The organism is Agrobacterium sp. ST15.13.015 (assembly GCF_027871645.1).
Lineage (GTDB): Bacteria > Pseudomonadota > Alphaproteobacteria > Rhizobiales > Rhizobiaceae > Agrobacterium > Agrobacterium leguminum.
On the sequence record NZ_JAQAHF010000024.1, the window covers coordinates 25,557 to 47,594 of the forward strand.

Consider the following 22,038-nt stretch of genomic DNA (forward strand, 5'->3'; position numbering starts at 1 on the left):
GTTGGAGAAACTGGACCAGAAACCGCATGAGACAAGAACCGGGAAAGACGGACGCGAGGTGGTGCTTTCCGTCGAGGGCGTGACTGTCGGTTTTAACGGCCGCAACGTGCTCGAAAATCTCGACCTCGATGTCTATCGCGGTGAAATTCTGGGCTTCATCGGCCCCTCCGGCGCTGGCAAATCCGTGTTGATGCGCGCGATCTTGCGGCTGCTGCCACGGCAGGCGGGTGCTATCCGCATTCTCGGCACCGATTACGACAAGGCGAGCGAAGACGACCGCATGATGCTCGACCAGCGGCTTGGCGTGCTGTTCCAGCAGGGCGCACTGTTTTCCGGCCTGACGGTGAAGGAAAACATCCAGCTGCCAATGCGGGAATATCTCGACCTGCCGAAGAAGCTGATGGACGAGCTTGCCTACCTCAAGATCGAGATGGTGGGGCTGAAGCCCGATGCGGGCGACAAGTACCCTTCCGAGCTTTCCGGCGGCATGATCAAACGTGCGGCCCTTGCCCGGGCGCTGTCGCTCGATCCCGACCTCGTCTTCCTCGATGAGCCGACATCCGGCCTCGATCCCATCGGGGCGGCGGAATTTGATATGCTGATTGCGCGCTTGCGCGATTCGCTCGGCCTGACCGTCTATATGGTGACGCACGACCTCGACAGCCTGTTCTCCGTCTGTGACCGCATTGCGGTGCTGGGACAGAAGAAAGTGCTGGTGGAAGGGACATTGCAGGACATGTTTGCCTGCGACGACCCGTGGGTGCAGTCCTATTTCCGCGGCAAACGGGCCCGCTCTGTCGTTCTTCCGGACGGCAGACACGAAAATCCGGTGGAGTAACAAGAAGCATGGAAACCAAGGCGAACTACACCATAGTCGGAATTTTCACGCTGATCGTGATCGCCGCCGCATTCGGCTTCGTTTACTGGATGGCCGAGTTTGGCCGAGGTGGCCCGACGGCGCAGCTTGTCGTGCGTATTCCCGGCTCCGCAAACGGTCTTTCCGTCGGGTCTCCCGTGCGCTTCAACGGTATCCCGGTCGGAACCGTGCGCGGGCTTGCGATCGACCGCGACGATCCGGCCTATTCCATCGCCTTTACCGAAGTGCAGGCCGATGCCCCGGTTTTCCCGTCCACTCGCGCCGTGCTTGAAATTCAGGGCCTGACGGGTGCTGCCTATATCGAGCTTTCCGGCGGTAACAAGGATGGCGAGCGCATTCTGCAGAAAGCTGTCGAAAGCGGCGTTCCGGCCGAGCTGACAGCCGATCTTTCGAGCGTTACCAACCTGCTCGCCACCGCCGACAAGATCCTGAAACGCGCCGATGGCGCCATCGGCGAATTGCAGGGTTTCGTGCAGGATGCGCGCGGCCCGCTGACGCAGACGGTGCGCAATGCCGAGAAATTCTCCGATGCGCTGGCGGCCAATTCCGACGGCATCAAGAATTTCATCGCCAGCCTCAGCTCGCTTTCCACCACCGTGCAGTCGGTCTCGGTGCGTCTCGATGGCACGCTCACCGCTATCGAGGATCTGGTGAAGGCGGTGGATGCCGGCAAGATCGATTCCATCCTGTCGAATGTCGACAAGGTGACGAAGGATGTGGCGTCCGCCTCCAGCGATATTCAGGGCATCATGGAGACGGTACAGAGCACGGCGAAAAACTTCGAGGCGGCGAGCACGGAAGTGCAGACCGTGGTGAAGCGCGCGGATGAGCTTCTCGCCTCCGTTGATCCCGCCAAGGTGGGCACCGTGGTTGATGACGTTTCCTCTGCGACCGCCGATGCGCGCGATGCCGTGGCGAACTTCAAACGCATCGCCGACGATGTCGGTGCCCGCCGTGCCGATATCGACCAGGCGGTTTCCGACTTTACCGAAATGGGCCGCAAGCTGAACCTCGCCTCCAGCCGCGTCGACGGCATTCTCGCCAAGGTGGACGGTATGCTCGGCACCGATGACGCCAATTCGCTGTTTGCCAAGGCGCGCGAAACGCTCACCTCCTTCAAGGCGGTGGCCGACAATCTCAATGCCCGTATCGGGCCGATTGCCGACAATCTGACGCGTTTCTCCAGCTCGGGCCTGAAGGATTTCCAGGCGCTGATCGGCAGTACGCGGGTTACGGTCGACAATCTCAACAATGCCATCACCAATATCGACCGCGATCCGCAGCGGTTGATTTTCGGCGGCGAAACCGTGAAACAATATGATGGCAGAACAAGGCGCTAAGAGGGGTATGGGCCAATGACACGATCGATGAACGGCCGTCAGCGACGCGCCCTCATTCTGGCTCCGCTGCTTGCCGCCTTGATGGCCGGCTGCGCGGGTGCGCCGAAGAACGACACTTTCGATCTTTCCGTCTCTTCGGCGGCGGTTACCCAGGGGCCATCGCTGAAAAACCGGCAATTGCTGATTGCCGATCCGACCGCCCTGAAGGCGCTCGACAGCGAAAACATCGTGGTGCGCCTTTCCGGCTCGGAGGTGCAATATCTCGGCAATTCGCAATGGAGCGACCGCCTGCCGCGCATGGTACAGTCCAAGCTGGTGGAAGCCTTTGAGGATACCGGCAAGCTCGGCGGCGTCGGCCGGCCGGGGCAGGGGCTGGCAATCGACTATCAGGTCGTGACCGATATTCGCGCCTTCGAAATCGATACGGCGAGGAATATCGCCAATATCGAAATATCGGTGAAGCTGCTGAACGACCGCAACGGCACGGTGAAGGCGCAGGAGGTGTTCCGCGCCAGCGCCCGCGTCAGCGGTTCCGGCAACGCCAATTTCGTAAAGGCGCTGGATCAGGCTTTTGCCGCCGCCACGCGCGATATCGTGGCCTGGACGCTGAAATCGCTTTAAGCGTTCGGCGTCATTGCCGCCACAGGAAACCGCTTTATGTTCGCGTAGCGCCGGTCACCGATCGGCCTGTGCATAATGGTCCCGATCCGTGAGTTGGCGATGCGATTTCTGCTGCTGCTTTGCCTTATGTTTTCCGCCCTGTCTGGAACGGGCGCCGCCATGGCGGCCGGTCTTCGGCTGATCGACGTTCCAGCCGCGAACGGCAAAGCTGCCATGAAGGCTGCGGTATGGTCGCCCTGCGCGGCCGCGCCGGAAGAGGTCAGGATCGGTCCCTTCCTTTTGCCCGCCGTGCGTGATTGCCCTGTTCCTGAAGGGAAGTATCCGCTCGTCGTCATTTCCCATGGCTTTGGCGGCACCTATTTCAGCCATCGGGACACGGCGGCGGCGCTGGCGGATGCCGGCTTCATTGTTGCGGCTATCAATCACCCCGGAGACAATGCGCTTGAAATGAAGAAGGCGGGCGAGCTTTCCGCGCTGACGGGCCGGCCGTCGGATATTGCCCGGTTGCTCGATCATCTGCTTGAAGGTTTTAGCGACGCCGGTTCCATCGATGCCGGGCGGATCGGCGTCTTCGGATTTTCGCGCGGCGGCTATACCGCGCTGGTGCTTGCCGGCGGCACGCCTGATTTTGCCAATGCCGGGCTGCCCTGTCCCGACCCTCAGGCGCCGATTTGCACGCAGATGCGGCAGAATACGACATTGCCGCAGCATGGCGGTCAGGATGCGCGTGTGAAGGCTGTGGTTGCCGCCGACCCGTTGAATGCCTTTCCCGGCGCGGGCGACCTGAAGAATATCACGATCCCCGTCCAACTCTGGAGTTCGGAACGCGGCGGCGATGGTGTCGCGCCCCAGGATGTTGCAAGGCTGCGCGACGATCTGTCGGTGAAACCGGACTATCGGATGGTAAAAGGGGCGGGGCACTTTTCCTTTATCGCCCCTTGCCCCGCCGAGATGGAAAAGGCCGTGCCCCAGATTTGCAGCGATGCGGCGGGTTTCGACCGGGCTGGGTTTCACCGCAGCTTCAACGCCGAGGTGGTCAGCTTCTTCAAGGCGTCGCTGCTCTGAGGCGCTGTTCCTTTCCGTGCCGGTCAGGCGGCGTCCTGCTGCGACTTCCATTCAGGCAGCGGGAAAACCCGGTCGTAGCTCCAGTTGAAGACAAAAGCATAGACCACGTAAAACAGCGCAAACGAGATATCCATCACCAGCGCGTGGGCAAGGCTGATATTCAGATACCAGGCGATGAAGGGCATCAGCACGATCAGGAGGCCCAGTTCGAACAGCACGGCATGGGCGACCCGGAGGGCGGGCGTCTTCAGCGTCGTGCCTTTCAGCCGCTGCATGGCGTGGTCGAAACCGAGATTGTAGACATAGTTCCAAACCGTCGCCAACGTGGCGCTGACGAGGCCGACAATGCCGATATCTTCCATAGGCATGCCAAAAAGCAGCGCGCCCAAGGGAATGACGAGAAGAAGGCCGATGATTTCGAAACTGAGGGCGTGGCGGATACGATCTTGCAGGGAACGCATTTCATTCTCCGGTATGTGACCGGGCCGTCCCGCATGCTGTCGCCACTGTGGCCGAGGTCGTCCTCGCGCTGAGGCATATACAGGTTTTGGGCGAATTTTTCAAGCGCGGGCGTTGAGGACAGTCGATGTCACGGGGAGGGCGCCACTTGTTTCTTCTCCCCGCCGGGGAGAAGTCCGCGGCAGCGGGATGAGGGGGCAAGCTCTCCGCATATCTCTGCGCTAGCCCCCTCATCCGACCCTTCGGGCCACCTTCTCCCCGGCGGGGAGAAGAAACAACTGGCAGCACCTTGACCTCTCTCGGAGCAAAGAGAGGGCGATGGGGAACAAGACCGGCGCATTTTCGTTATCGCTCATGGAAGGAGGCGTGCCATGCAGCAGAATTCCTCTGAGGGGAGAACGATAAAGGCCGCCAACACGGCGAAGGTTTCGACTTACACGCCAAGCCTCATTTCTCTTAAGGGAAGTTATGTGGCGATGATATTTCGCAGACCGCTTTGCCGAAATCCGCTGGATGTGCGGAAGAAATAAGGGCGACGGCATTTGCCTGTTGTCTGCCACGCACATCGATGACGACCACTGCCGAAATGATCATGAGCTTTAGATGTCTCTAAAGTGTGATTTTCAATCCGGCCCGTCTCCACCTAGACTGGAGATCGCCACCAGAGCGAAGGGAGAATGACATGAAATCAGTTCTCAGTATCGCCGCTGTCTTTGGTTTTTCCGCCAGTGCAGCGCTTGCGGAATGCGCAGGTCATCAACAGATCAACGCTTCCGTTCCTGCCGTAGACCGTGAATTCAAAACCGCAAGCATCGTTCCGCCGACAGATCCGGTGGAAAAGCCAGTCGTCATCCTGAAAAAGACCGACCGCCTTCCGCCAGCGGTTGCGACGACCGGTGAACCAGAAGCCGCAATGCAACGCATGCAATAAACACGCACAACAACCTCTTCATTCTAAAAATCCCGTGCGTGAGTTGATCCGCACGGGATTTTGCTTTCGGGAGGAAAGTGGGGCAGCCTCCGCTTTCACAGCGCCACGCTTGCCGGTTCTTTGCATCGGCGAGTAGAGCATTTCCAGTAAAAGTGCGAAGCGGTTTCACGTCCGGAAATGCGTAAAAACAGAGAGGTAGAGCACGCCCACCGATTCCGTTTAAACCGGGCGTGCCCTAGCTGTCGAGTTTCAGCGACAGCTGTTTCGGACCTTCGTTCTTTTTGAGCACGTAAAGCGGCCGGGTGATGATGACTTCCGTTCGCCGCTGCAGCTCGCGCCGCCGCTCGAGCGCGCGTTCGCGCATATCGCGGGAGCGGGCGACAACGGAAAGGGCATTTTCTATGGCTGCGTCTGCTGTGTTCATCGCTGACCTCCATAATGTTCACTTTATGTTCTCATTATTGGTGGCTTGTGTCAACACTATGGCGGGGTTGGCGGCAGGCGGTTTGGCGCCCGGCGCGGTGAACGCGGCGCGACGGGCTGCGTCCGGGTGCCGTGCGGGATCGACTTTGCCCAGACGTCGGCCTGCACCGCACGAACCTGTTCCGGCAGTGTCTACAGGGACACTCCGGACCTGCTGTGTTGATTTTTGCGATGATGTTTCGATGGCGCCGGCGCTGATCCGCCCGGCTTAAGGAGGGTATCAGGAGAGGGGGCGTTGATCCGGCGCGGGAGCGCCGCCGGCGGACAATAGATCGGTGAGATGCTCGCTGGCGAGCGCGACGATGGCAAGGGCGGCTTGCTGGCGGTTCCAGCCGGCATGTTCGGCTTTTTCGATCAGCCCGTGAATGGAAGGTTCCAGTGCGAACTGGCACTCGGCCTGATAGTCCATGGTGTCGATCGAAAGCGACGGGGAATTGATTGCGGCCCGCATCCTTTGGTCTCCCTGTTTTCCGTCATGTCCACATACGCGAGACGCAAATCGGAACATGCACATTCAGAGGCCGGTGATATCGGGTTGCTCATGAGGCCCGCATATCACTGGCAGCGAATCCCCCAGCAGGCGGACGTTAGCGGCAAGTCTTGATCGCTGTCAACGCGTGCGCGGCGGCGATGACGTCGCCATCTAAGTTTTCAGAGCCTTCCGTTCCGGAAAGGCTTTCGCCGCCAGATCAGCAGCGCCATCACATAAAGCGCAAAAAGCACGAACCATGTGACGGGAAGCACCATGAAAAGCGCCGCATAAGCGCAATTTCCTTCAAAACAGGAGCCGAGAAATCCGGAATCGGCGAGCGCTGCCGATAATAAAAACGCACATATCCCGCTCCCGACCGCGCCGAGAATGAAAAGCAATATGTTGATGAGCAATCTCATGGTCCCGATCATAAGGACGATTGAGACAGCTTTGGGGAAACGGCGTCACGGAGAGATCTATATTCACCGTTTCGGCCGCCTTTAGAAGGAATGAACATCTTTTCGCGCCGCAGCGAGTTGATGAAAACATTAAGTCGAATTTTAAATATGACTCGCGTTTTACGGGAATTATGGTTTTATTACTTCGGGGTTATAAAGGGGGATTTTCAGATGATCAGGGTCGTTTTTATTACGCTTGCATTTTTTCTCTTCGCCATATCGCCCTCCGTTGCTCAGGATTCAGCTCCTGACTGGAAAAGATTTGGTTCCGAATATTTGACCTATAACGGTCAATCCCTGACGTTCGACGCGGCAGACCTGCAGCGCCATCAGAACCGCTTGCGTTGCGTAAAAATGAATAATTACGGATGCGTTATGGGGCGAAGCTGGCAGGGAGCAGTTGGCAACGACAGGGTCGGTCATGCCATCTTCGAGCATCCGAAATGGTCGGTGCGCGCAGTTGTCCGGGATTATTGCTCTAAGAACCGCAGGGGATTGCGATCTGCAATGCAGATTGCCGAGACCTACTCACCATGGTGCGATACGCTGGGCACCGTCGGGGTTCGAAACGGCTGGGGCAGATCATGCACTGGCGGTCCGCAGCCGCCTGCAGGCTTCAACGGTCCTCTCTGCGCAAAACCTGCAAACGGCACTCCGGTGGCCGGCCAGTGCGGGAGCTGCAATTGCCCGGATGGCGTTGCGCGGGGTATGGCGGCCAGCGTGAACGTCGGGGTCAATGACAATCTTGAGCTTTTCGGTGCTGACGGCTCCCCGAATGTCAGCAATCTGGTTGCCGTTCTCGGTAGCAAATTCCGGCGGGAGACCGGTTTTGCGGTCAATGAAGGGTTGATCAAGGAAGGTGTCGAGCTGGCGGGGCAATGCCGCTGAGAGGCTTCTAGCTACGCGTGAACAATGCGCTTTGGAAACACCCACAGAGGCGGCGCAAGCCGCCTTTTTTAACGGGCGGCGTCCAAGGCTCGCAGCTTACCCCGGGCCTCATCGGCCCGTATGGCCGACGCTGGCTGCGTCCGTTAATTTTATGATAAATCAAGGAGTTAATGGTGGGTGATGTAGGGCTCGAACCTACGACCCGCTGATTAAGAGTCAGCTGCTCTACCAACTGAGCTAATCACCCGACCGGCACCGTGTGGCGGTGTGAGGGGGCGTATAAAGGGGAAGTTTGGGCTTGTCCAGCGCGGAAATGAAATTTCTTCGATTTTTGTGACGAAAAAATTTCAGTCGCGCTGGAAAAGTCTGGAAATCCGGGGTTTTACGGATTTTTCCTTTTATTCATCCGCGCCTGAAAGCCCGGCCGATAAGGATGAGGATGCAGGCGCCGATGAAGCCGGCGATGAGATAACCGAGCCAACCTTGCAGAACGATTCCAAATACCGAAAGGATGGCGTTGGCGACGATCGCGCCGACGATTCCAAGAAGGATGTTCATGAAAACACCCATATTGCTTTTCATGAATTGTTCGGCGAGCCACCCGGCGACACCACCGATGATGATGGCTGCGATCCAGCCAATGCCAGCAGATTCCATGATTTCCTCCCATGTTGCTGCATCATCAAAGGTGATGATTCTTGTGGTGAAAAGCAAGGCAAACTCCTGAAAACCTCGCTTTATGCGGGTGGTTTTCCGCGCGGCAGGCGCTAAAAAGCCTGATGCGGCGCAAAGAGACGAAAGGCATGGATGTGCGGTTGATGTTCGGCGGATTGATGGACGGCAGAAGGATGTTCGACGGCCTGGTGCGGGATCGACGGCAAAGGGGCGCCATGGCGGTGATAATGGCCATGGTGCTTTTTCTGGCCGGCGGTCTTTTGTCGGCAATGCCGGCGGCGGCGCAGGGGGAAACAACATCGCCCGCCCCGGTGGCTATCCAGGCCTCGACCGTCGAACAGGCGAGGGCGGAGCTGGAGAAATGGAAGGCCGATGTCGCGGCGATCGCCAAACAGGTGGAAGCGGGCGGCAGCGACGATGCGCAGCTTGTGGACCTGAAGGGCCGCGCCGACACCATTGCCGCCGATGCCGCCGCCGCCAACACCAAGCTGCGCACCCGTCTCGACCAGATCAAGACCCGGCTGGATGCGCTGGGTGCGGCGCCTGCGGACGACCAGCCGCCGGAAGCCAGCATGGTGACGGAGGAACGAAACCGGCTGACGGCGGAACGGGCCGAGGTGAATGCGATTGCCGGCGAGGTGGAGAGCACGGCCACCAATGCCGCGCAAATTTCCAATAACATCACCGCCGTTCGCCGGGCGCTTTTCGCCGCCACGCTGTTCAAGCGCACGGAAGTTTCAGCACAGACGCTGGGCGATGCCTCCTCCGCCTTTCTGACCGAATTGACCAACCTCAACAACGCTTTCAGCAGTTGGGCGAGTTTCGTCTGGAATTACAAGCGCCTGCCGATGTTCGGGGCGGTGACGCTGTCGATCATGGCTGCCCTGCTGTTCCTCGTGGGCGGTTACCGCTTTTTCGGCAGCCGCATGGACCGGCGGGCCTTTACGGGCGAGCCTTCCTATCTGAGACGGCTTTCGGTGGCCTTCTGGTCGACAATGGTGCAGTCGCTGTCGCTGTTCCTGTTTCTCGTCACCTCCGCCTTCTTCCTCGATAATTTCAACGTGCTGCGGTCAGACATCGCGCCGATCCTGTTCGGGGCGATGGCGATCACCGGTTTCGTTTATTTCGTCTCGCGGCTGAGCTATGCGATCTTTGCGCCGACGCAGCCGGAATGGCGCCTTCTGAAGGTGTCCAACAAGGGCGCGCACACGCTGTCCTCGGCGGTGCTGCTGATGGCGCTCGTCAACGGGCTCGATTACCTGCTCGGCACGATCAGCGAGACGCTTTATTCGCCGCTGATCGTTACCGTCGCCAAGAGTTTCCTCGCCTCGATCATCATCGGCCTTATCCTGCTGACCGTATCGTTCCTGCGGCCGGTGATCGGCGAGGGGCAGGATTACGAGACCGGCAATCAGCGCCTGCCGCGCTGGCTCGTCATTTTGCTGCGGGTGGGCGGCCTCGTTCTCATCGGCGCCTGCCTGACGGGTTATGTCGGGCTTGCGCGCTTCCTTGCCACGCAGATCGTCGCCACCGGCGCGGTGCTGGCGACGATGTATATCGGCATTCTCTCGGGCAAGGCGATTTCGCGGCAGGGCGCCTTTGCGGAATCGCTTGCCGGCCGTTATCTCGCGCGGCGTTTCGGTCTCGGCGTGGTGGCGCTCGATCAGGCCGGTCTTGCCGCGGGACTTGGCATCTATGCCGTCGCGCTTGCCTTCGGCGTGCCGCTCATCCTGTTTTCCTGGGGCTTCCAGCCGGGCGATATCGAAAGCTGGGCCTATCGTCTGTTGACCGGCATCACCGTCGGCAATGCCTCCATTTCGCTGATCGGCCTCTTCGGCGGCGTCCTCGTCTTCGCCATCGGTTACATCATCACCCGCTGGTTCCAGAAGTGGCTGGACAATAACGTCATGGCGCGCGGCCAGGTGGATGCCGGGGTGCGCAACTCGGTCAAGACCGGTATCGGTTATCTCGGTATCGCGGTGGCGGTCATCTTCGGCGTGTCGTCGGCCGGTCTCAACCTCTCCAGCCTGGCGCTGGTGGCTTCGGCCCTTTCGGTCGGTATCGGTTTCGGCCTGCAGAACATCGTCTCCAACTTCGTCTCCGGCCTCATCCTGCTGGTCGAACGCCCCTTCAAGGTGGGAGACTGGGTGGTGACAGGCACGACGGAAGGCACCGTCAAGCGGCTCTCCGTGCGCGCCACCGAAATCGAAACCTTCCGCGGCCAGTCGATCATCGTGCCGAATTCGGAATTCATCAATTCCTCGGTCGGCAACTGGACACACCGCAACCGCATCATGCGCGCGGAAATTCCCGTTTCCGTCTCTTACGATTCCGATCCGCAGAAGGTGATGGATATTCTGCTGGAACTGGTGCGGGCCCAACCGCCGGTGTTGCGCAATCCCGAGCCGCATGTGGAGTTCCTCCGCTTCGGCGATTTTTCGCTGGATTTCGAACTGCGTTTCCACCTTGCAGATCTCTCCAACGGGCTTGGCGTGAAAAACGCGCTCCGTATTGCAATCCTTCAGCGCTTCCGGGAGGAGGGGATCGACATCCCGTTCCCGCAGCGCAACCTCAATATCCACGTGGAAGGCGACGCCAACCCGCAGATGCTGGCGGCGCTGCTTTCAGAGGAGGGCGACAAGGCGGTGGTGGCCCATACGGGGGCGGCAACGGCAGAGAAAGAGGCCTCGAAGAGCGAGAAGCTGACTGAGCCGAAGGAGAAACCCGACGCGAAAGCGTAGATCGCTGTTGCTTGTGGACGTCGAGTTCCGGGCAGCGGGACGAGGGGGCTAGGGTAGACGTATTTAGACAGCTTGCCCCCTTCATCCGACCCTTCGGGCCACCTTCTCCCGGCGGGGAGAAGAAACGAGCAGCAAGCTGTGCTGCATTCATCCGGCGTGCTCCGCAATTTCTTCCCTGTCGCAGCACCCTATGGCCATGTCGCAATCAGGCGGCTGAACAACCCGCAAGCGCTTCATATTCCTCCCATCCAATGTCGGCGGAATAAGGCAAGGCCGGCGCTTTTCAGGGGTTCTGTAAATGAAGACACATGCACGGGCGGTGGTGATCGGTGGCGGCGTCGTTGGCGTTTCGACGCTTTATCATCTTGCCAAGAAGGGCTGGAGCGACAGCGTGCTCATCGAGCGCAAGGAGCTGACTTCGGGTTCCACCTGGCATGCGGCCGGGCTTCTGCCGCTGTTCAACATGAGCTATTCGGTTGGCCAGATTCACAAATATTCGGTGAAGTTCTATGAGGAGCTTCAGGAAGAGACCGGCATGAATGTCGGTTTCTCCAAGGTCTCGAATATCCGTCTCGCCCGCACCAAGGATCGCTGGGACGAATATATGTATTATGCCGGCATCGCCGAGACCATCGGCGTGCGCGTCAACATGCTGACGCCGGAGCAGGTGAAGGAAATCTGGCCGCTCTGCGAGACGGACGGCCTGCTCGGCGCCATCCAGCATCCTGATGACGGTTATATTCAGCCTGCCGATCTGACGCAGGCGCTCGCCAAGGGCGCGCGTGATCGCGGGGCGACCATCTATCGCAACACCACCGTCACCGCCATCGAGCAGCTGGAAGACGGTCACTGGAAGGTGACGACCGACAAGGGCGAGATCATCGCCGAGCACATCATCTCCTGCACGGGCTCCTTTGCCCGAAAGACCGGCGAGATGGTCGGCATCAACATTCCGGTCATTCCGGTCGAGCATCAATATATCGTCACCGAGCCGCACCCGGCCATTCAGGAGCGCCGCCGCCAGGGCCTGCCGGAAATGGGCGTGCTGCGCGAATCCGACTCCGCCTGGTATATGCGTGAGGAAGCGGGCGGCCTGATCCTCGGTCCTTATGAAGTCGGCGCGCCGGTCTGTTATGTTGACGGTCCCTCCGACGACAGCGAATATGAGCTGTTCCAGGAAGAACTCGACCGCCTGATGCCGCATATCGAAACCGCCATGGTGCGCGTTCCGGCCTTCGGCGAAGTGGGCATCAAGAAGGTCTATAACGGCGCTATCGCCTATACGCCTGACGGCAACCCGATTGTCGGTCCCGCGCCGGGCCTGAAGAATTTCTGGCTGAACGAAGGCCATTCCTTCGGTATCACCGCTGCTGGTGGTGCCGGCTGGCAGCTGGCGGAATGGATCGTTGATGGCGAGCCGACGCTCGACCTGATGGGTGTCGACCCGCGCCGCTTCGGCCCTTACGCAACGGAAGGGTACCTCATCGCCAAGAACGAGGAAGCCTATGCCAATGTCTTCACCATGCATTACCCGGATGAGGAGCGCTCCGCCGCCCGCCCGCTGAAGACGACACCGGTTTATGATCGTCTGAAGAAGCTCGGCGGCGTCTTCGGTTCCGTCTATGGCTGGGAGCGTGCCAACTGGTATGCGCCGGAAGGTTATGCGCTGCGCGAGGAAGATCTCGGCGTGGGTGCCGATGTCATCACCAGCCACAATCACGCACCGGCCCTGGATGACGGCCGTATCGTCGAGAAATGGTCGTTCCGCCGCTCGAACTATTTCGAACATGTCGGCAACGAGGTGAAGAATGTCCACCAGAATGTCGGCGTGCTCGATATGTCGGCCTTCGCCAAGATGGAGGTCTCCGGCCCCGGTGCGCGGGCATGGCTGGACAGCATTCTCGCCAATGCGGTGCCGAAGAAGCGTGGCCGTATCGCGCTCACCCATCTTCTGACGCCGAACGGCGGTGTGAAGGCGGAATTCACGGTCTATGAATGGGCGCCGGGCCGCTTCTACATGGTTTCGGCCGGTGGTCTCGAAGCCCATGACCATGACGTACTGTTCCGCCTTGCGCCGACCGATGGTTCGGTTGTGCTGCAGCCGATCACCCAGAAATACGGCGTGCTGGTTCTTGCCGGTCCGAAGTCGCGTGATCTGCTTAAGAAGTTGACCCGCACCAGCCTTGAGAACAAGGACTTCCCCTGGCTCACCGGCAAGCAGATTTCCGTCGGCGTTGCGACGGCGCATGCGCTGCGCGTCAACTTCGTGGGCGAGCTTGGCTGGGAACTGCACCACCCGATCGAGATGCAGAACTACATCTTCGACCGGCTGATGGAAGCGGGTGCCGAATTCGGCATCAAGCCCTTCGGTATCCGCGCCATGGTGTCGATGTCGCTCGAAAAATCCTATCGCAATATGGGACGCGAGCTTTCGGTCGAATATAACGCCTATGAATCGGGTCTCGACCGCTTCCTGCGCCCGGAGAAAAGCTTCATCGGCCGCGATGCGCTGGTGGCCTATAAAGAGGCTGGGGTGAAGTGGGTGTTCTCGACGCTCACCGTGTCAGGCAATACGGATGTCGATGCGCGCGGTTCGGAGGCAATCGTCGATGAAAACGGCGCGCTTGCGGGCCGCGTGACGAGCGGCGGTTTCGGCTGGCGTCTCGGCAAATCCATCGCGCTCGCCATGCTCAAACCGGAATATGCGGCCGTGGGCACCAAGCTCAAGATCCGCATTCTCGGTACGTCCTATGATGCCGAAGTGGTGGAAGAAAGCCCGTTCGACACGGATAATGCGCTTCTGCGCGCCTGAGACAAAATACCCCTCCCAAAGTCGGAATACGGCCCCTCGCGGGCCGTATTTCCGTTTAGGTAAGCATGTGCTCAACTGCTTTTCCGGCAAAAGTGTTATTAATGATTTTGAAAAATGAGCCTGCTATCTTTCCCTGACATACGATGGGGAATCGGGGCAGAATGAATTTTCTAGGCATTACGGGCATGCAATATTCTGGCGTGCCTTTTACCAACAGCCGCATCTTGCTGGCGGAAGATACCAATGTGTTCACTCAGATGGTGAGCATGCGCCTGAAGGAACTGCTGGGCGTTACCGTGGAAGTGTGCCGCAATTTCGAGGAATTGCAGGCCTGTTACGAGCATTCTCCCGAACCGGTGACGCTGGCGATTTCCAACATCAACCTGCCGGGGGCGGAAAAGGGCGAGGCGCTGGAATATCTGATCGATCTTTCGATCCCGACCATCGTTTTCACCAGCACTTTTCATGAGGCGACGCGCGAAACGCTGATCGCCAAGGATGTGGTCGATTATATTCTGAAGGACAATATTTTCGCCGTGGATATGCTGACGGAATCCGTCTGCCGCTTTCTCACCAACCATCGCCATCACGTGCTGATCGTCGATGACAGCCCGACGGCGCGGGCACTGCTTTCGAGCCGCCTCAAGCGTTATAATTTCCGCGTCAGCCTGGCGGTTAGCGGTGCGAAGGCGCTCGATATTCTGAAGGCCAATCCCGATATCGGCCTCGTGGTGACCGATTACAACATGCCCGATATTGACGGCTTCGAACTGACACGGCGCATCCGCACCATGCGCGGGTCGCATGAGCTGCGCATCATCGGGGTGTCTTCCTCCACCAACCGGCTGCTTTCCGCGCGGTTCCTGAAGGCGGGCGGCAATGATTTCATGCTGCGCCCCTTCATCGACGAGGAGTTTTATTGCCGGGTCAATCAGAACCTCGATACGCTGGTTCAGATACAGCTGGCGAAAGCGGGGGTAAGGCCGGCGGCCTGAGCCCAGGCTTTTTCCGCTAAAGCTGCGATTCCAGCGGCAGGAAGCGCATGATACCGGCAACGATGCGGCGGCTGATGGCAGCGTCGGGTTCGCGCCGGTATGTCCTTGTCCGCCCCTGTTCTTCAGTCATCCAGACGATGTGCCTGCCTTTGTCGATTTCCAGCTCGAAGCTCATGGTGCGGCGGATTTCGCCGGCAAATATCTCGTCCATACAGGCAACCAGCGGCGCCGAGTTGAAGACGACGCCCATTTCCGTATTCAGCGAGGCGGAACGCGGATCGAAATTTAGCGAACCGATATAGCCGGTCCTGCCATCGCGGGTGAAGGCCTTGGTGTGCAGGCTCGCCTGTCCCGAGCCTCGCAGGGTGAAGTTCGACTGATCCGCCTGCGCGCGCAGCTCGTGCAGGCGCACCCCGCCGGAGAGAAGCGGTTTTCGATAGCGGGCATAACCGGCGTGCACGGCGGCCACATCTGTCGCGGCCAGCGAATTGGTGAGGATGGCGACCGACACGCCGTTTTCTGCGAGCTGTTGAAATATCCCCACACCCTGTTTGCCGGGAATGAAGTAGGGGGAGGTGATGTGCAGACTGTCGCTTGCCGCCTGCATCAGCGGCAGCAGGCTTTCCATCAGGAAGTTATGACCCTTGCGGCGTTTGCCCGCCGCCTTTTCCGGCGGGTCGGCGAGGATATCCGCCGCCTCGACCCAGTGCAGACGGTCCGACATCAGGAAATGGTCGCGGCCATACTGGCTATCGACGCGCTCCAGATAGGGTTTTGCCGCTTCGCTTTTCGGCAGGGCATCGAGTTCGCGCCGCAGCTTTGCGAGTTTGCTCGGTCTGCGCGCCAATAGCGAACGCACGGGCACGGAAACGGCGCTGTTCCAGTAATCGTCGAAGATTTCGGTGGCGTCGGCGACGATGTTGCCGAAACCGAGAATATCAAAATCGTGGAAATTTGCCCGCTCGGCGGCGTCGAAATAAGCGTCGCCAATGTTGCGCCCGCCGACGATCACGGCGCGGCCATCGGCAATCCAGGCCTTGTTGTGCATGCGCCGGTTGACGCTTCGGAAGCGCAGTACCAGCTCGATGCTTCGATGCAGAATGTTTTCCCGCGCCCGGGTGGGGTTGAACAGTCGCAACTCTATATTCGGATGGCTGTCGATGGCGTGGAAGATACGGTCGGAGATGGAAACACCGAGATCGTCAAGCAGAAGACGCACGCGCACGCCGCGATCGGCGGCGGCGATGACTTCGCGCATCATCAGCCGTCCGGTCAGGTCGGCATTCCACATGTAATACATCAGATCGAGGCTGCGCCCGGCGGCACGCGCCGCCGCCACGCGCACCGCAAAGGCATCGAGGTTGGAATGTAGCAGGCAGAGCGCATTTTTCTCGTTCCAGCCGTTTCTTATCGATTGCCAGTGCCGGTCCAGCGTCGTCGCGTCTTCGGCAAGGGGCAGGGCGGTGGAGGGGCGCTTGGGAATGGCCTTTTCCCGCTGTTTGCCGATGACGACAAACAGGCTCGGTCCAATGACCATAAGAAGAATGATGATGAAGACCGTAAATGCAGTCACTTGTTTTGATCGCTCCCGGCCCGAAGAGTATCAGGCGGGATGAAAACGCGCGAGGGGATAAAGCGTTCACGGCACCTCGTGCCATCAGCGTGAAAAAGACGCGTTTTCCACGCGCCGAAAGGGCTTGTGAATCACATAAGTGTGTGCTTATGTGTTGTCATGACAGAGAACGATATTTTCCGGGCGCTGGCCGATCCGACGCGCCGCGCCATTTTCGAAAAGCTGGCGGATGGCGCCATGAACGCTTCCGCCCTGCGTGAGGGGATCGAGATCAGCCAGCCGGCCATGTCGCAGCATCTTTCCGTGTTGCGCGGGGCAGGGCTGGTGGTCGAGAAGCGGCAGGGCCGTTTCGTCAATTATGAGGTGGATCCGGACGGGCTGACGCGCATTGCGGTCTGGCTCGGCAAATATCGCGCCTACTGGCCGCAGCGCATTGAGGCTCTCAAACTCCTGCTGAAGGATATGGACCAATGAACAGGCAGACACCGGAAGCGCCGAAAAACGGCATCGAGCTTGAATATGATCTGGACGAGCCGCCGCAAAAGGTCTGGCGCGCCATCAGCATTCCGGCGTTTCGTGAAAACTGGCTGCCGAAGGAGGCTTTGGCGGAGCCCGAGGCGATCGATATCAAGCCCGGCGAGGAGGTTCGCTACCGGCTGCGTGAGGATAATCCGCCATTTCTGGAAAGCACCGTCACCTTCAGGATCGCGGCGAATGCCCATGGCGGCACCAGCCTGCGCATCATTCATGACCTGCCCGTCAATACCGGCCGGATGATAAAGGCCGCCGCAAACCACAACGGTTCGCCGATCAAGCTCGCCGCCTGATCCGTAACCTTCCCCGACATTTCAACGACAGGAGTTCGCCGATGCGCGAAGCGATGCAACTCGTCCCTATGGTAGTCGAACAATCGTCAAGGGGAGAAAGGTCTTTCGATATCTATTCCCGGCTGTTGCGGGAAAGGATCATCTTCCTCAACGGCGAGGTGAACGATGCGGTTTCGGCGCTGGTCTGCGCGCAATTGCTGTTTCTGGAGGCGGAAAACCCGAAGAAGCCGATCCATCTCTATATCAATTCGCCAGGCGGTGTGGTGACCAGCGGTCTCGCCATGTATGACACCATGCATTATATCCGCGCACCGGTTCATACGCTCTGCATGGGAACAGCCCGCTCCATGGGATCGTTTCTGCTGATGGCGGGGGAACCGGGCGAGCGGAGCGCCCTTCCCAATGCCAGCATCCACATTCATCAACCGCTGGGCGGTTTCCAGGGGCAGGCTTCGGACATGCTGATCCATGCCGAAGAGATGAAGCAGACGAAGCACCGTATGACGCGGCTTTATTCCGAGCATTGCAAACACAGCTATGAAAAATTCGAAGCGGCCATGGACCGGGATTTTTTCATGACGGCGGAGCAAGCTCTGGAATGGGGCCTGATCGATCGCATTCTGGGCGTTCGTGAGGATGTCGCGGCATAAGGCCGGACGTTTATTCGGATTTCCTGCTGATATTGGCGCCCACAGGCAGGACCTCCAGACTGCGCCGGTCCAATTGTGCAAGTACCTCGCCGAAGCCGAAGCGGGATGTCCAGCCCAGGCCCTCGGCGGCGCAAGCGGGTGAATAGATCCGGTCAATCGTTGCCGGTAGCGCCCATTCCCTTTGCGTGAAAGCGTCGGCGAGGGCCGGGGTCCGCTGCCGGAGAAAGGAAGCGGCATCCTCGGCGAGGCTGCCGCAGTCATCGGCGGAAAACGGGGTGGTTGCCGATATGATATAGCGCTGGAAATCGTCTCCCGCATTGGTCAGCGCCAGCACATGGGCATCGGCGACATCGCGCATATCGACGCCGCGATGCAGCCACTCGGCCCGGCCTCGTAATTTTCTGAAGCTGCACCATGCCGTGTTTGCTTGGAAAGTGCGGGGAACTGAGCCGGTGTCACCTCTCAGTGCCAATCACTTCAGAACGCCATGAACCTGAGAAATAGCCCGGATCAGGACACAACAAGCGCCATATTTGACCACTCTCTCTACAGCGAAACTTACGCTCGGTCGGTTCAAAAACAGCCGAGGCTCTAATCGCAGCCGGATGAAACTTCAGTGGCAGGTCAGATATGCCAGACCAATTTTCACAAATTCAAGTTTCCGGAAGCAAAATCCAGAAAAAAATCATATATACTCACGTCAAAAACCTTGTTAATGTTCGGACCTATAATGCACATTCTACTTTCCGAATAAAATAGAGTGTCCATATATATATAGTTTCCAAATCCATCTTCTGAGATCGCAATTAGACTTGGCCGCTCCGCCCCCACCTGTTTCCATTCTCTCAATTGTTGAGTCACTGAAACAACGTTTTGCCAAAGGGGCGGATCGTTATTTTCGGCGCTAGGTAAGCCGAATATCGTGAAGCCATCAGCCAACACAGCACCATACGTTCTTAACAAATCCGCGTATTCTAGGGGGAATTGGACACCCAACTCCGCTTCTGCGTGTTGAATTTCATGAGTCTCAACTGGTCCTGAAATTTGCCCCTCGTAGCATAGTGCATCAAACTCTTTGCGTCGTGTTGTCACCAAAATTCTCCTCAGGGTACAATTTGTCCAGAGCTTACAAAGCTTTGATAACGCTGCTTCCAATAAGATTGCGAATAACCCGATTGTCGCACAGGTCCTCCCGGACCAGGAATATGTAGTGGGCCACCATTCACAGAATTATAGGCATTTTGTGAGCGGGTCACCTCAATCAACTGACCTGTCTCGCGTCCAACGTGGTGCAACTGCACCGGTTCCCAATTACCGTCGGCACCCCGAACGAAGGGAGCTTGGCCATTCTTCATCAAGATCACATTCTGTGGACTCAGTTCAATATCTGAACGTTGGACGACCAATTCCCCATTATGACGAGTAACTCCCGTCCAGACGGTACTGTTACTGAACGTTGTTTTAACATTCGCTATAAATTGCTCTTCATCGATGTTTTGAGCTTTAACATTTTCAAAACGTCCCGTCGTGCCTTTAACACTTTCAAATTTTCCATCATAAAACCTCACGCCAATTGCCGCCATAGCAACGGACATGGCGATGCCTTGTGCAAGAAGCTGCTTAACTTCCTTGGCTTGAGGCGAATCCGGGTTCTCGGCGATGAACTTGTGCACCTGCTGCTCGGCTGCCGCATCTGCCACATAATCGTCCAGCATCCTGTGAGAGAGAGCTTTCAGATAGGCCGAACCGGCATCGCCGAGCGTTCCCAGAGCAACCGCAATTCGGAAGCTTGCCGCCTGACCGCTTGGCCCGTCAGTTTTCAGGATGTCGATCAACTGATTGAATTGCGCGGCGTCGATCCGACCGTTTTCGCTGGCCATGACGATCTTTGTTAGCGCCATGGTGATGTCGATACCATCGGCAGCAAGAGCGGGGGCCTCGTTCTGCAGATTGCTACCGACGATGCTCGTCGCCGCGTCCGCGTATTTCTGGATCGCCACAGCATCAAATTTGCCTGATGATTTCAGGGTTTCAAAGTGACTTACGTCCCCACGAACGAGTGCATAAGCCAAGGCACATTCCAGTGCCTCCTGTAGGGCTGCATCGTCCCCTTTTTCCAACCTCTGTTCGATGAAACGCGCGACGGTCTCCGTTGCTTCCAGCCGCAGCTTGGAGATCTCGACACCACAGGGCCCGTTTGTGCCGCAGGCGGTGCGAACCATAAGGTTACCGCTTGTCGGATCGCGATAGAGTTCCTCGCCCTGTTGGATCAGCATAATCGATTTCAGCAAGTCCTCGCTGTTGAGGGCGCCCTGCTTCAAAGCGTCGAAGGATTTGCGCTCCTGCAGCATGGCCTGGAAGCGCGGTGTCTTCATCAACTCTTCGGCTTCGGCAGGTGTCGCCCCGCCATAGAGGATCGCCTCACGATACTGGTCGATAGCGTGCGGGCCTTCTGCCGCAATCCAGCCTGGAACGGCGGCATCCTGCGCCTGGCTGTATCGAAGAGCAAAATCGAGATTGCGTTTCAGATTACGCAGAGCCTCGACATCGAGTTCGCCCGACAGCTTGGTGTAGCTGTCCTTGGTGATTTCCTGATACTTCGAGGCATCCTTGTTGATGGAGGCGAGAAGCTCCTCGGCGGCAGCCTTGTCCGCTTCCGTTCCGGCAACACCATCCTTGTCGGCATCACGAATCGTGACATTCAATTCACCGGAGGCATCGAGCGTCGTGCGGGTCTCGCCCTGCTTGTCCTTCTTCTCATAAGAGAAACCGACGGAGTTCAGCCCACCGCCGCTGATGCCGATAGACCCGCCAACGTTCTTGTACTGGTCGGTATCCTTCAGGTCGGCCACCGTCAGTGTGCCGGTATCGAGGCTGATATCGCCATCGGTCGCCTGAAGCAGCGCGCCGACCAGCGTGGTGTCTTCGGCAACCTTGATGTCGATGCCCTGTGCCGCGACAATCCCAGAGCCGGAGGACCATGCCTTGAAGCCGTCCTCCTTCGAGCCGCGAACACTCCAGTCGGCGGGGTTGACGCCAACCGTCAGGCCGAAGGAAAAGCCGTCGCGCCAGCCCTGAGCCTGCGGCGAGAGGATGGCGAGGTCGCGCCCGACATCGAGATCGACCGTCCTGCCGATGATGTTGCCGCCCAGAAGCGCCGTATCGCGGCCCGATGTCAGCGAAACATTGCCGGCGGAGGTGATGGAGGCATTCGTCAGCGTCTCGTCATAGCCCTTCGACTTGCCGATATCGAAGCCGATCGAGGACAGGGAGAGCTGCAGGCCGAAGGAAGACGACTTGTCTTTTGCATAATCGACAAGCGCTGCCATGAGGATATCGCGGCCGGCATCGATGGAGACATCGCCGCCGGAGACCATCTTCGTGCCCTGATCCAGAATGACGTCCAGCCCGGCCTTCATGACGATATCGCCGCCAGCCGTCAGTTCGGAAATCTGGCTCTCGCTCCAGCGCTGCTCGCTCTTCCAGACGGACAGGTTGATGCCAAAGTTCTTGGCCGAGAAGTTGCCGTTTTCATCAGTGAATTGCGATAGCGGATTGAGGCGGTCGTTTAATCCTTTGCCAACCGCCGCACCACCGCCATCGATACCCAATTTGCTGAGTTCGGACGCTGGCTTCCCGAAAACGGAAGCACCTGTGGTCGCCAGATTGACGGCAGCCAGCCCCGCCGCAAGTCCATTGTCGGCATTGGCAAGCGTTGCGAGTTTGGCGGTGATGGGATTGATGCCGGCAAGGCCGGACAGGATCTGTCCGCCGGAGCCGCCCTTCAGTGCGGCGTCTATGCCGGCCGATCCCGGGAAGCTCAGCCCGACGTAAAAACCCTTCTCCGTGAAATAAAGCGCATCCTGCGCCGCTTCCAGCCGGATCGTGTCATCGGTCTTCATCAGAAGGTCGTTGACGGCGGCGATCTTCACGCCCGTACCGGTGATCGGACCCTTGGCATTGAGCGAGACGTCATTGCCCGAAAGGCGGGTGACGGTCGTATCGACATCGTTCCACGCCTGTTTGACCGAGCCCCAGCCCAGACCCTTGAAACCCCATTCCTTGTAGCGGTTATGGACTTCCTCACTAACGACACCCATGTCGATTTTGCCGGTGGCGTCGATCGAGAGCTTGTCGAAGGCGCTGACCAACGCGCCGTTCAGAAGAACAT

21 protein-coding genes and 1 tRNA gene are annotated in these 22,038 nt (G+C 58.6%); 12 read left to right on the plus strand and 10 right to left on the minus strand.

Features of this window, described 5'->3' with window-relative positions; all coding sequences use genetic code 11:
- Window position 1 precedes the first annotated feature (1 nt).
- The 4 genes from PIB16_RS24740 to PIB16_RS24755 all read left to right on the plus strand — a co-directional run bounded on the left by PIB16_RS24740 (window position 2) and on the right by PIB16_RS24755 (window position 3,903).
- Window positions 2-838, plus strand: a complete 837-nt coding sequence (locus PIB16_RS24740; RefSeq protein ID WP_065656139.1) for an ABC transporter ATP-binding protein — start codon at window positions 2-4, stop codon at window positions 836-838.
- An 8-nt stretch (window positions 839-846) separates the two neighbouring features.
- Window positions 847-2,217 carry an MlaD family protein gene (locus tag PIB16_RS24745; protein WP_065656140.1) on the plus strand — a complete coding sequence of 457 codons (1,371 nt, stop codon included), beginning with the start codon at window positions 847-849 and terminating at the stop codon, window positions 2,215-2,217.
- 15 nt (window positions 2,218-2,232) lie between these two features.
- On the plus strand, window positions 2,233-2,838 hold the full coding sequence (locus tag PIB16_RS24750; RefSeq protein WP_271046525.1) for an ABC-type transport auxiliary lipoprotein family protein: 606 nt from the start codon (window positions 2,233-2,235) through the stop codon (window positions 2,836-2,838).
- Between the two features lie 99 nt (window positions 2,839-2,937).
- Entirely contained in the window at window positions 2,938-3,903 is a 966-nt protein-coding gene (locus PIB16_RS24755) for an alpha/beta hydrolase family protein (RefSeq protein ID WP_271046526.1), read from the plus strand.
- A 23-nt stretch (window positions 3,904-3,926) separates the two neighbouring features.
- Here PIB16_RS24755 and PIB16_RS24760 read toward each other — a convergent pair whose 3' ends face one another.
- Window positions 3,927-4,364 carry a PACE efflux transporter gene (locus PIB16_RS24760; protein ID WP_065656143.1) on the minus strand — a complete coding sequence of 146 codons (438 nt, stop codon included), beginning with the start codon at window positions 4,362-4,364 and terminating at the stop codon, window positions 3,927-3,929.
- Between the two features lie 680 nt (window positions 4,365-5,044).
- Here PIB16_RS24760 and PIB16_RS24765 point away from each other — a divergent pair.
- A complete protein-coding gene (locus PIB16_RS24765; protein ID WP_271046527.1) occupies window positions 5,045-5,293 on the plus strand; it encodes a hypothetical protein in 249 nt (82 codons plus the stop codon).
- A 235-nt stretch (window positions 5,294-5,528) separates the two neighbouring features.
- Here the strand turns inward: PIB16_RS24765 and PIB16_RS24770 are convergent, their stop codons facing one another.
- The 3 genes from PIB16_RS24770 to PIB16_RS24780 all read right to left on the minus strand — a co-directional run bounded on the left by PIB16_RS24770 (window position 5,529) and on the right by PIB16_RS24780 (window position 6,679).
- Window positions 5,529-5,717, minus strand: coding sequence for a hypothetical protein (locus PIB16_RS24770; protein ID WP_003524758.1), 189 nt, complete (start codon window positions 5,715-5,717; stop codon window positions 5,529-5,531).
- A gap of 279 nt (window positions 5,718-5,996) precedes the next feature.
- Window positions 5,997-6,227 carry a hypothetical protein gene (locus PIB16_RS24775; RefSeq protein ID WP_020810466.1) on the minus strand — a complete coding sequence of 77 codons (231 nt, stop codon included), beginning with the start codon at window positions 6,225-6,227 and terminating at the stop codon, window positions 5,997-5,999.
- Between the two features lie 200 nt (window positions 6,228-6,427).
- Window positions 6,428-6,679 carry a hypothetical protein gene (locus PIB16_RS24780; protein WP_020810465.1) on the minus strand — a complete coding sequence of 84 codons (252 nt, stop codon included), beginning with the start codon at window positions 6,677-6,679 and terminating at the stop codon, window positions 6,428-6,430.
- A gap of 78 nt (window positions 6,680-6,757) precedes the next feature.
- On the opposite strand from PIB16_RS24780, the gene PIB16_RS24785 reads away from it, so the two are divergent.
- The gene (locus tag PIB16_RS24785) at window positions 6,758-7,594 is read left to right on the plus strand and encodes a hypothetical protein (RefSeq protein ID WP_271046528.1); all 837 of its coding nucleotides are present in this window, start codon (window positions 6,758-6,760) and stop codon (window positions 7,592-7,594) included.
- A gap of 171 nt (window positions 7,595-7,765) precedes the next feature.
- Here the strand turns inward: PIB16_RS24785 and PIB16_RS24790 are convergent.
- Window positions 7,766-7,841: transfer RNA gene (locus PIB16_RS24790), tRNA-Lys, on the minus strand.
- A 155-nt stretch (window positions 7,842-7,996) separates the two neighbouring features.
- Window positions 7,997-8,251, minus strand: a complete 255-nt coding sequence (locus tag PIB16_RS24795) for a GlsB/YeaQ/YmgE family stress response membrane protein (RefSeq protein WP_065655036.1) — start codon at window positions 8,249-8,251, stop codon at window positions 7,997-7,999.
- 122 nt (window positions 8,252-8,373) lie between these two features.
- Between PIB16_RS24795 and PIB16_RS24800 the strand changes: the two genes are divergently transcribed.
- The 3 genes from PIB16_RS24800 (at window position 8,374) to PIB16_RS24810 (ending at window position 14,817) form a co-directional block, all read left to right on the plus strand.
- Window positions 8,374-11,010, plus strand: coding sequence for a mechanosensitive ion channel family protein (locus tag PIB16_RS24800; RefSeq protein ID WP_271046529.1), 2,637 nt, complete (start codon window positions 8,374-8,376; stop codon window positions 11,008-11,010).
- Between the two features lie 298 nt (window positions 11,011-11,308).
- Entirely contained in the window at window positions 11,309-13,822 is a 2,514-nt protein-coding gene (locus tag PIB16_RS24805) for a GcvT family protein (protein ID WP_271046530.1), read from the plus strand.
- A 161-nt stretch (window positions 13,823-13,983) separates the two neighbouring features.
- The gene (locus PIB16_RS24810) at window positions 13,984-14,817 is read left to right on the plus strand and encodes a response regulator (protein ID WP_271046531.1); all 834 of its coding nucleotides are present in this window, start codon (window positions 13,984-13,986) and stop codon (window positions 14,815-14,817) included.
- Window positions 14,818-14,833: 16 nt separating this feature from the next.
- On the opposite strand, the gene PIB16_RS24815 is transcribed toward PIB16_RS24810, so the two are convergent.
- Entirely contained in the window at window positions 14,834-16,390 is a 1,557-nt protein-coding gene (locus tag PIB16_RS24815; RefSeq protein WP_065654978.1) for a phospholipase D family protein, read from the minus strand.
- Window positions 16,391-16,549: 159 nt separating this feature from the next.
- Here PIB16_RS24815 and PIB16_RS24820 point away from each other — a divergent pair, with 159 nt between their 5' ends.
- The 3 genes from PIB16_RS24820 to PIB16_RS24830 are packed head-to-tail and all read left to right on the plus strand — an operon-like array spanning window position 16,550 to window position 17,867.
- The gene (locus tag PIB16_RS24820; RefSeq protein ID WP_271046532.1) at window positions 16,550-16,864 is read left to right on the plus strand and encodes an ArsR/SmtB family transcription factor; all 315 of its coding nucleotides are present in this window, start codon (window positions 16,550-16,552) and stop codon (window positions 16,862-16,864) included.
- Complete coding sequence (locus PIB16_RS24825) at window positions 16,861-17,217, plus strand: SRPBCC family protein (protein WP_271046533.1); 357 nt, start codon at window positions 16,861-16,863, stop codon at window positions 17,215-17,217. Before PIB16_RS24820 ends, PIB16_RS24825 begins: the two co-directional genes overlap by 4 nt.
- Before the next feature lie 41 nt (window positions 17,218-17,258).
- Window positions 17,259-17,867, plus strand: a complete 609-nt coding sequence (locus PIB16_RS24830; RefSeq protein ID WP_142779272.1) for an ATP-dependent Clp protease proteolytic subunit — start codon at window positions 17,259-17,261, stop codon at window positions 17,865-17,867.
- A 10-nt stretch (window positions 17,868-17,877) separates the two neighbouring features.
- Here the strand turns inward: PIB16_RS24830 and PIB16_RS24835 are convergent, their stop codons facing one another.
- From PIB16_RS24835 to PIB16_RS24845, 3 genes are all read right to left on the minus strand, one after another.
- A complete protein-coding gene (locus PIB16_RS24835) occupies window positions 17,878-18,225 on the minus strand; it encodes a hypothetical protein (RefSeq protein WP_271046534.1) in 348 nt (115 codons plus the stop codon).
- Between the two features lie 287 nt (window positions 18,226-18,512).
- A complete protein-coding gene (locus PIB16_RS24840) occupies window positions 18,513-18,959 on the minus strand; it encodes an SMI1/KNR4 family protein (protein WP_065654982.1) in 447 nt (148 codons plus the stop codon).
- Window positions 18,960-18,970: 11 nt separating this feature from the next.
- Complete coding sequence (locus PIB16_RS24845) at window positions 18,971-22,018, minus strand: hemagglutinin repeat-containing protein (RefSeq protein ID WP_271046535.1); 3,048 nt, start codon at window positions 22,016-22,018, stop codon at window positions 18,971-18,973.
- Window positions 22,019-22,038 lie beyond the last annotated feature (20 nt).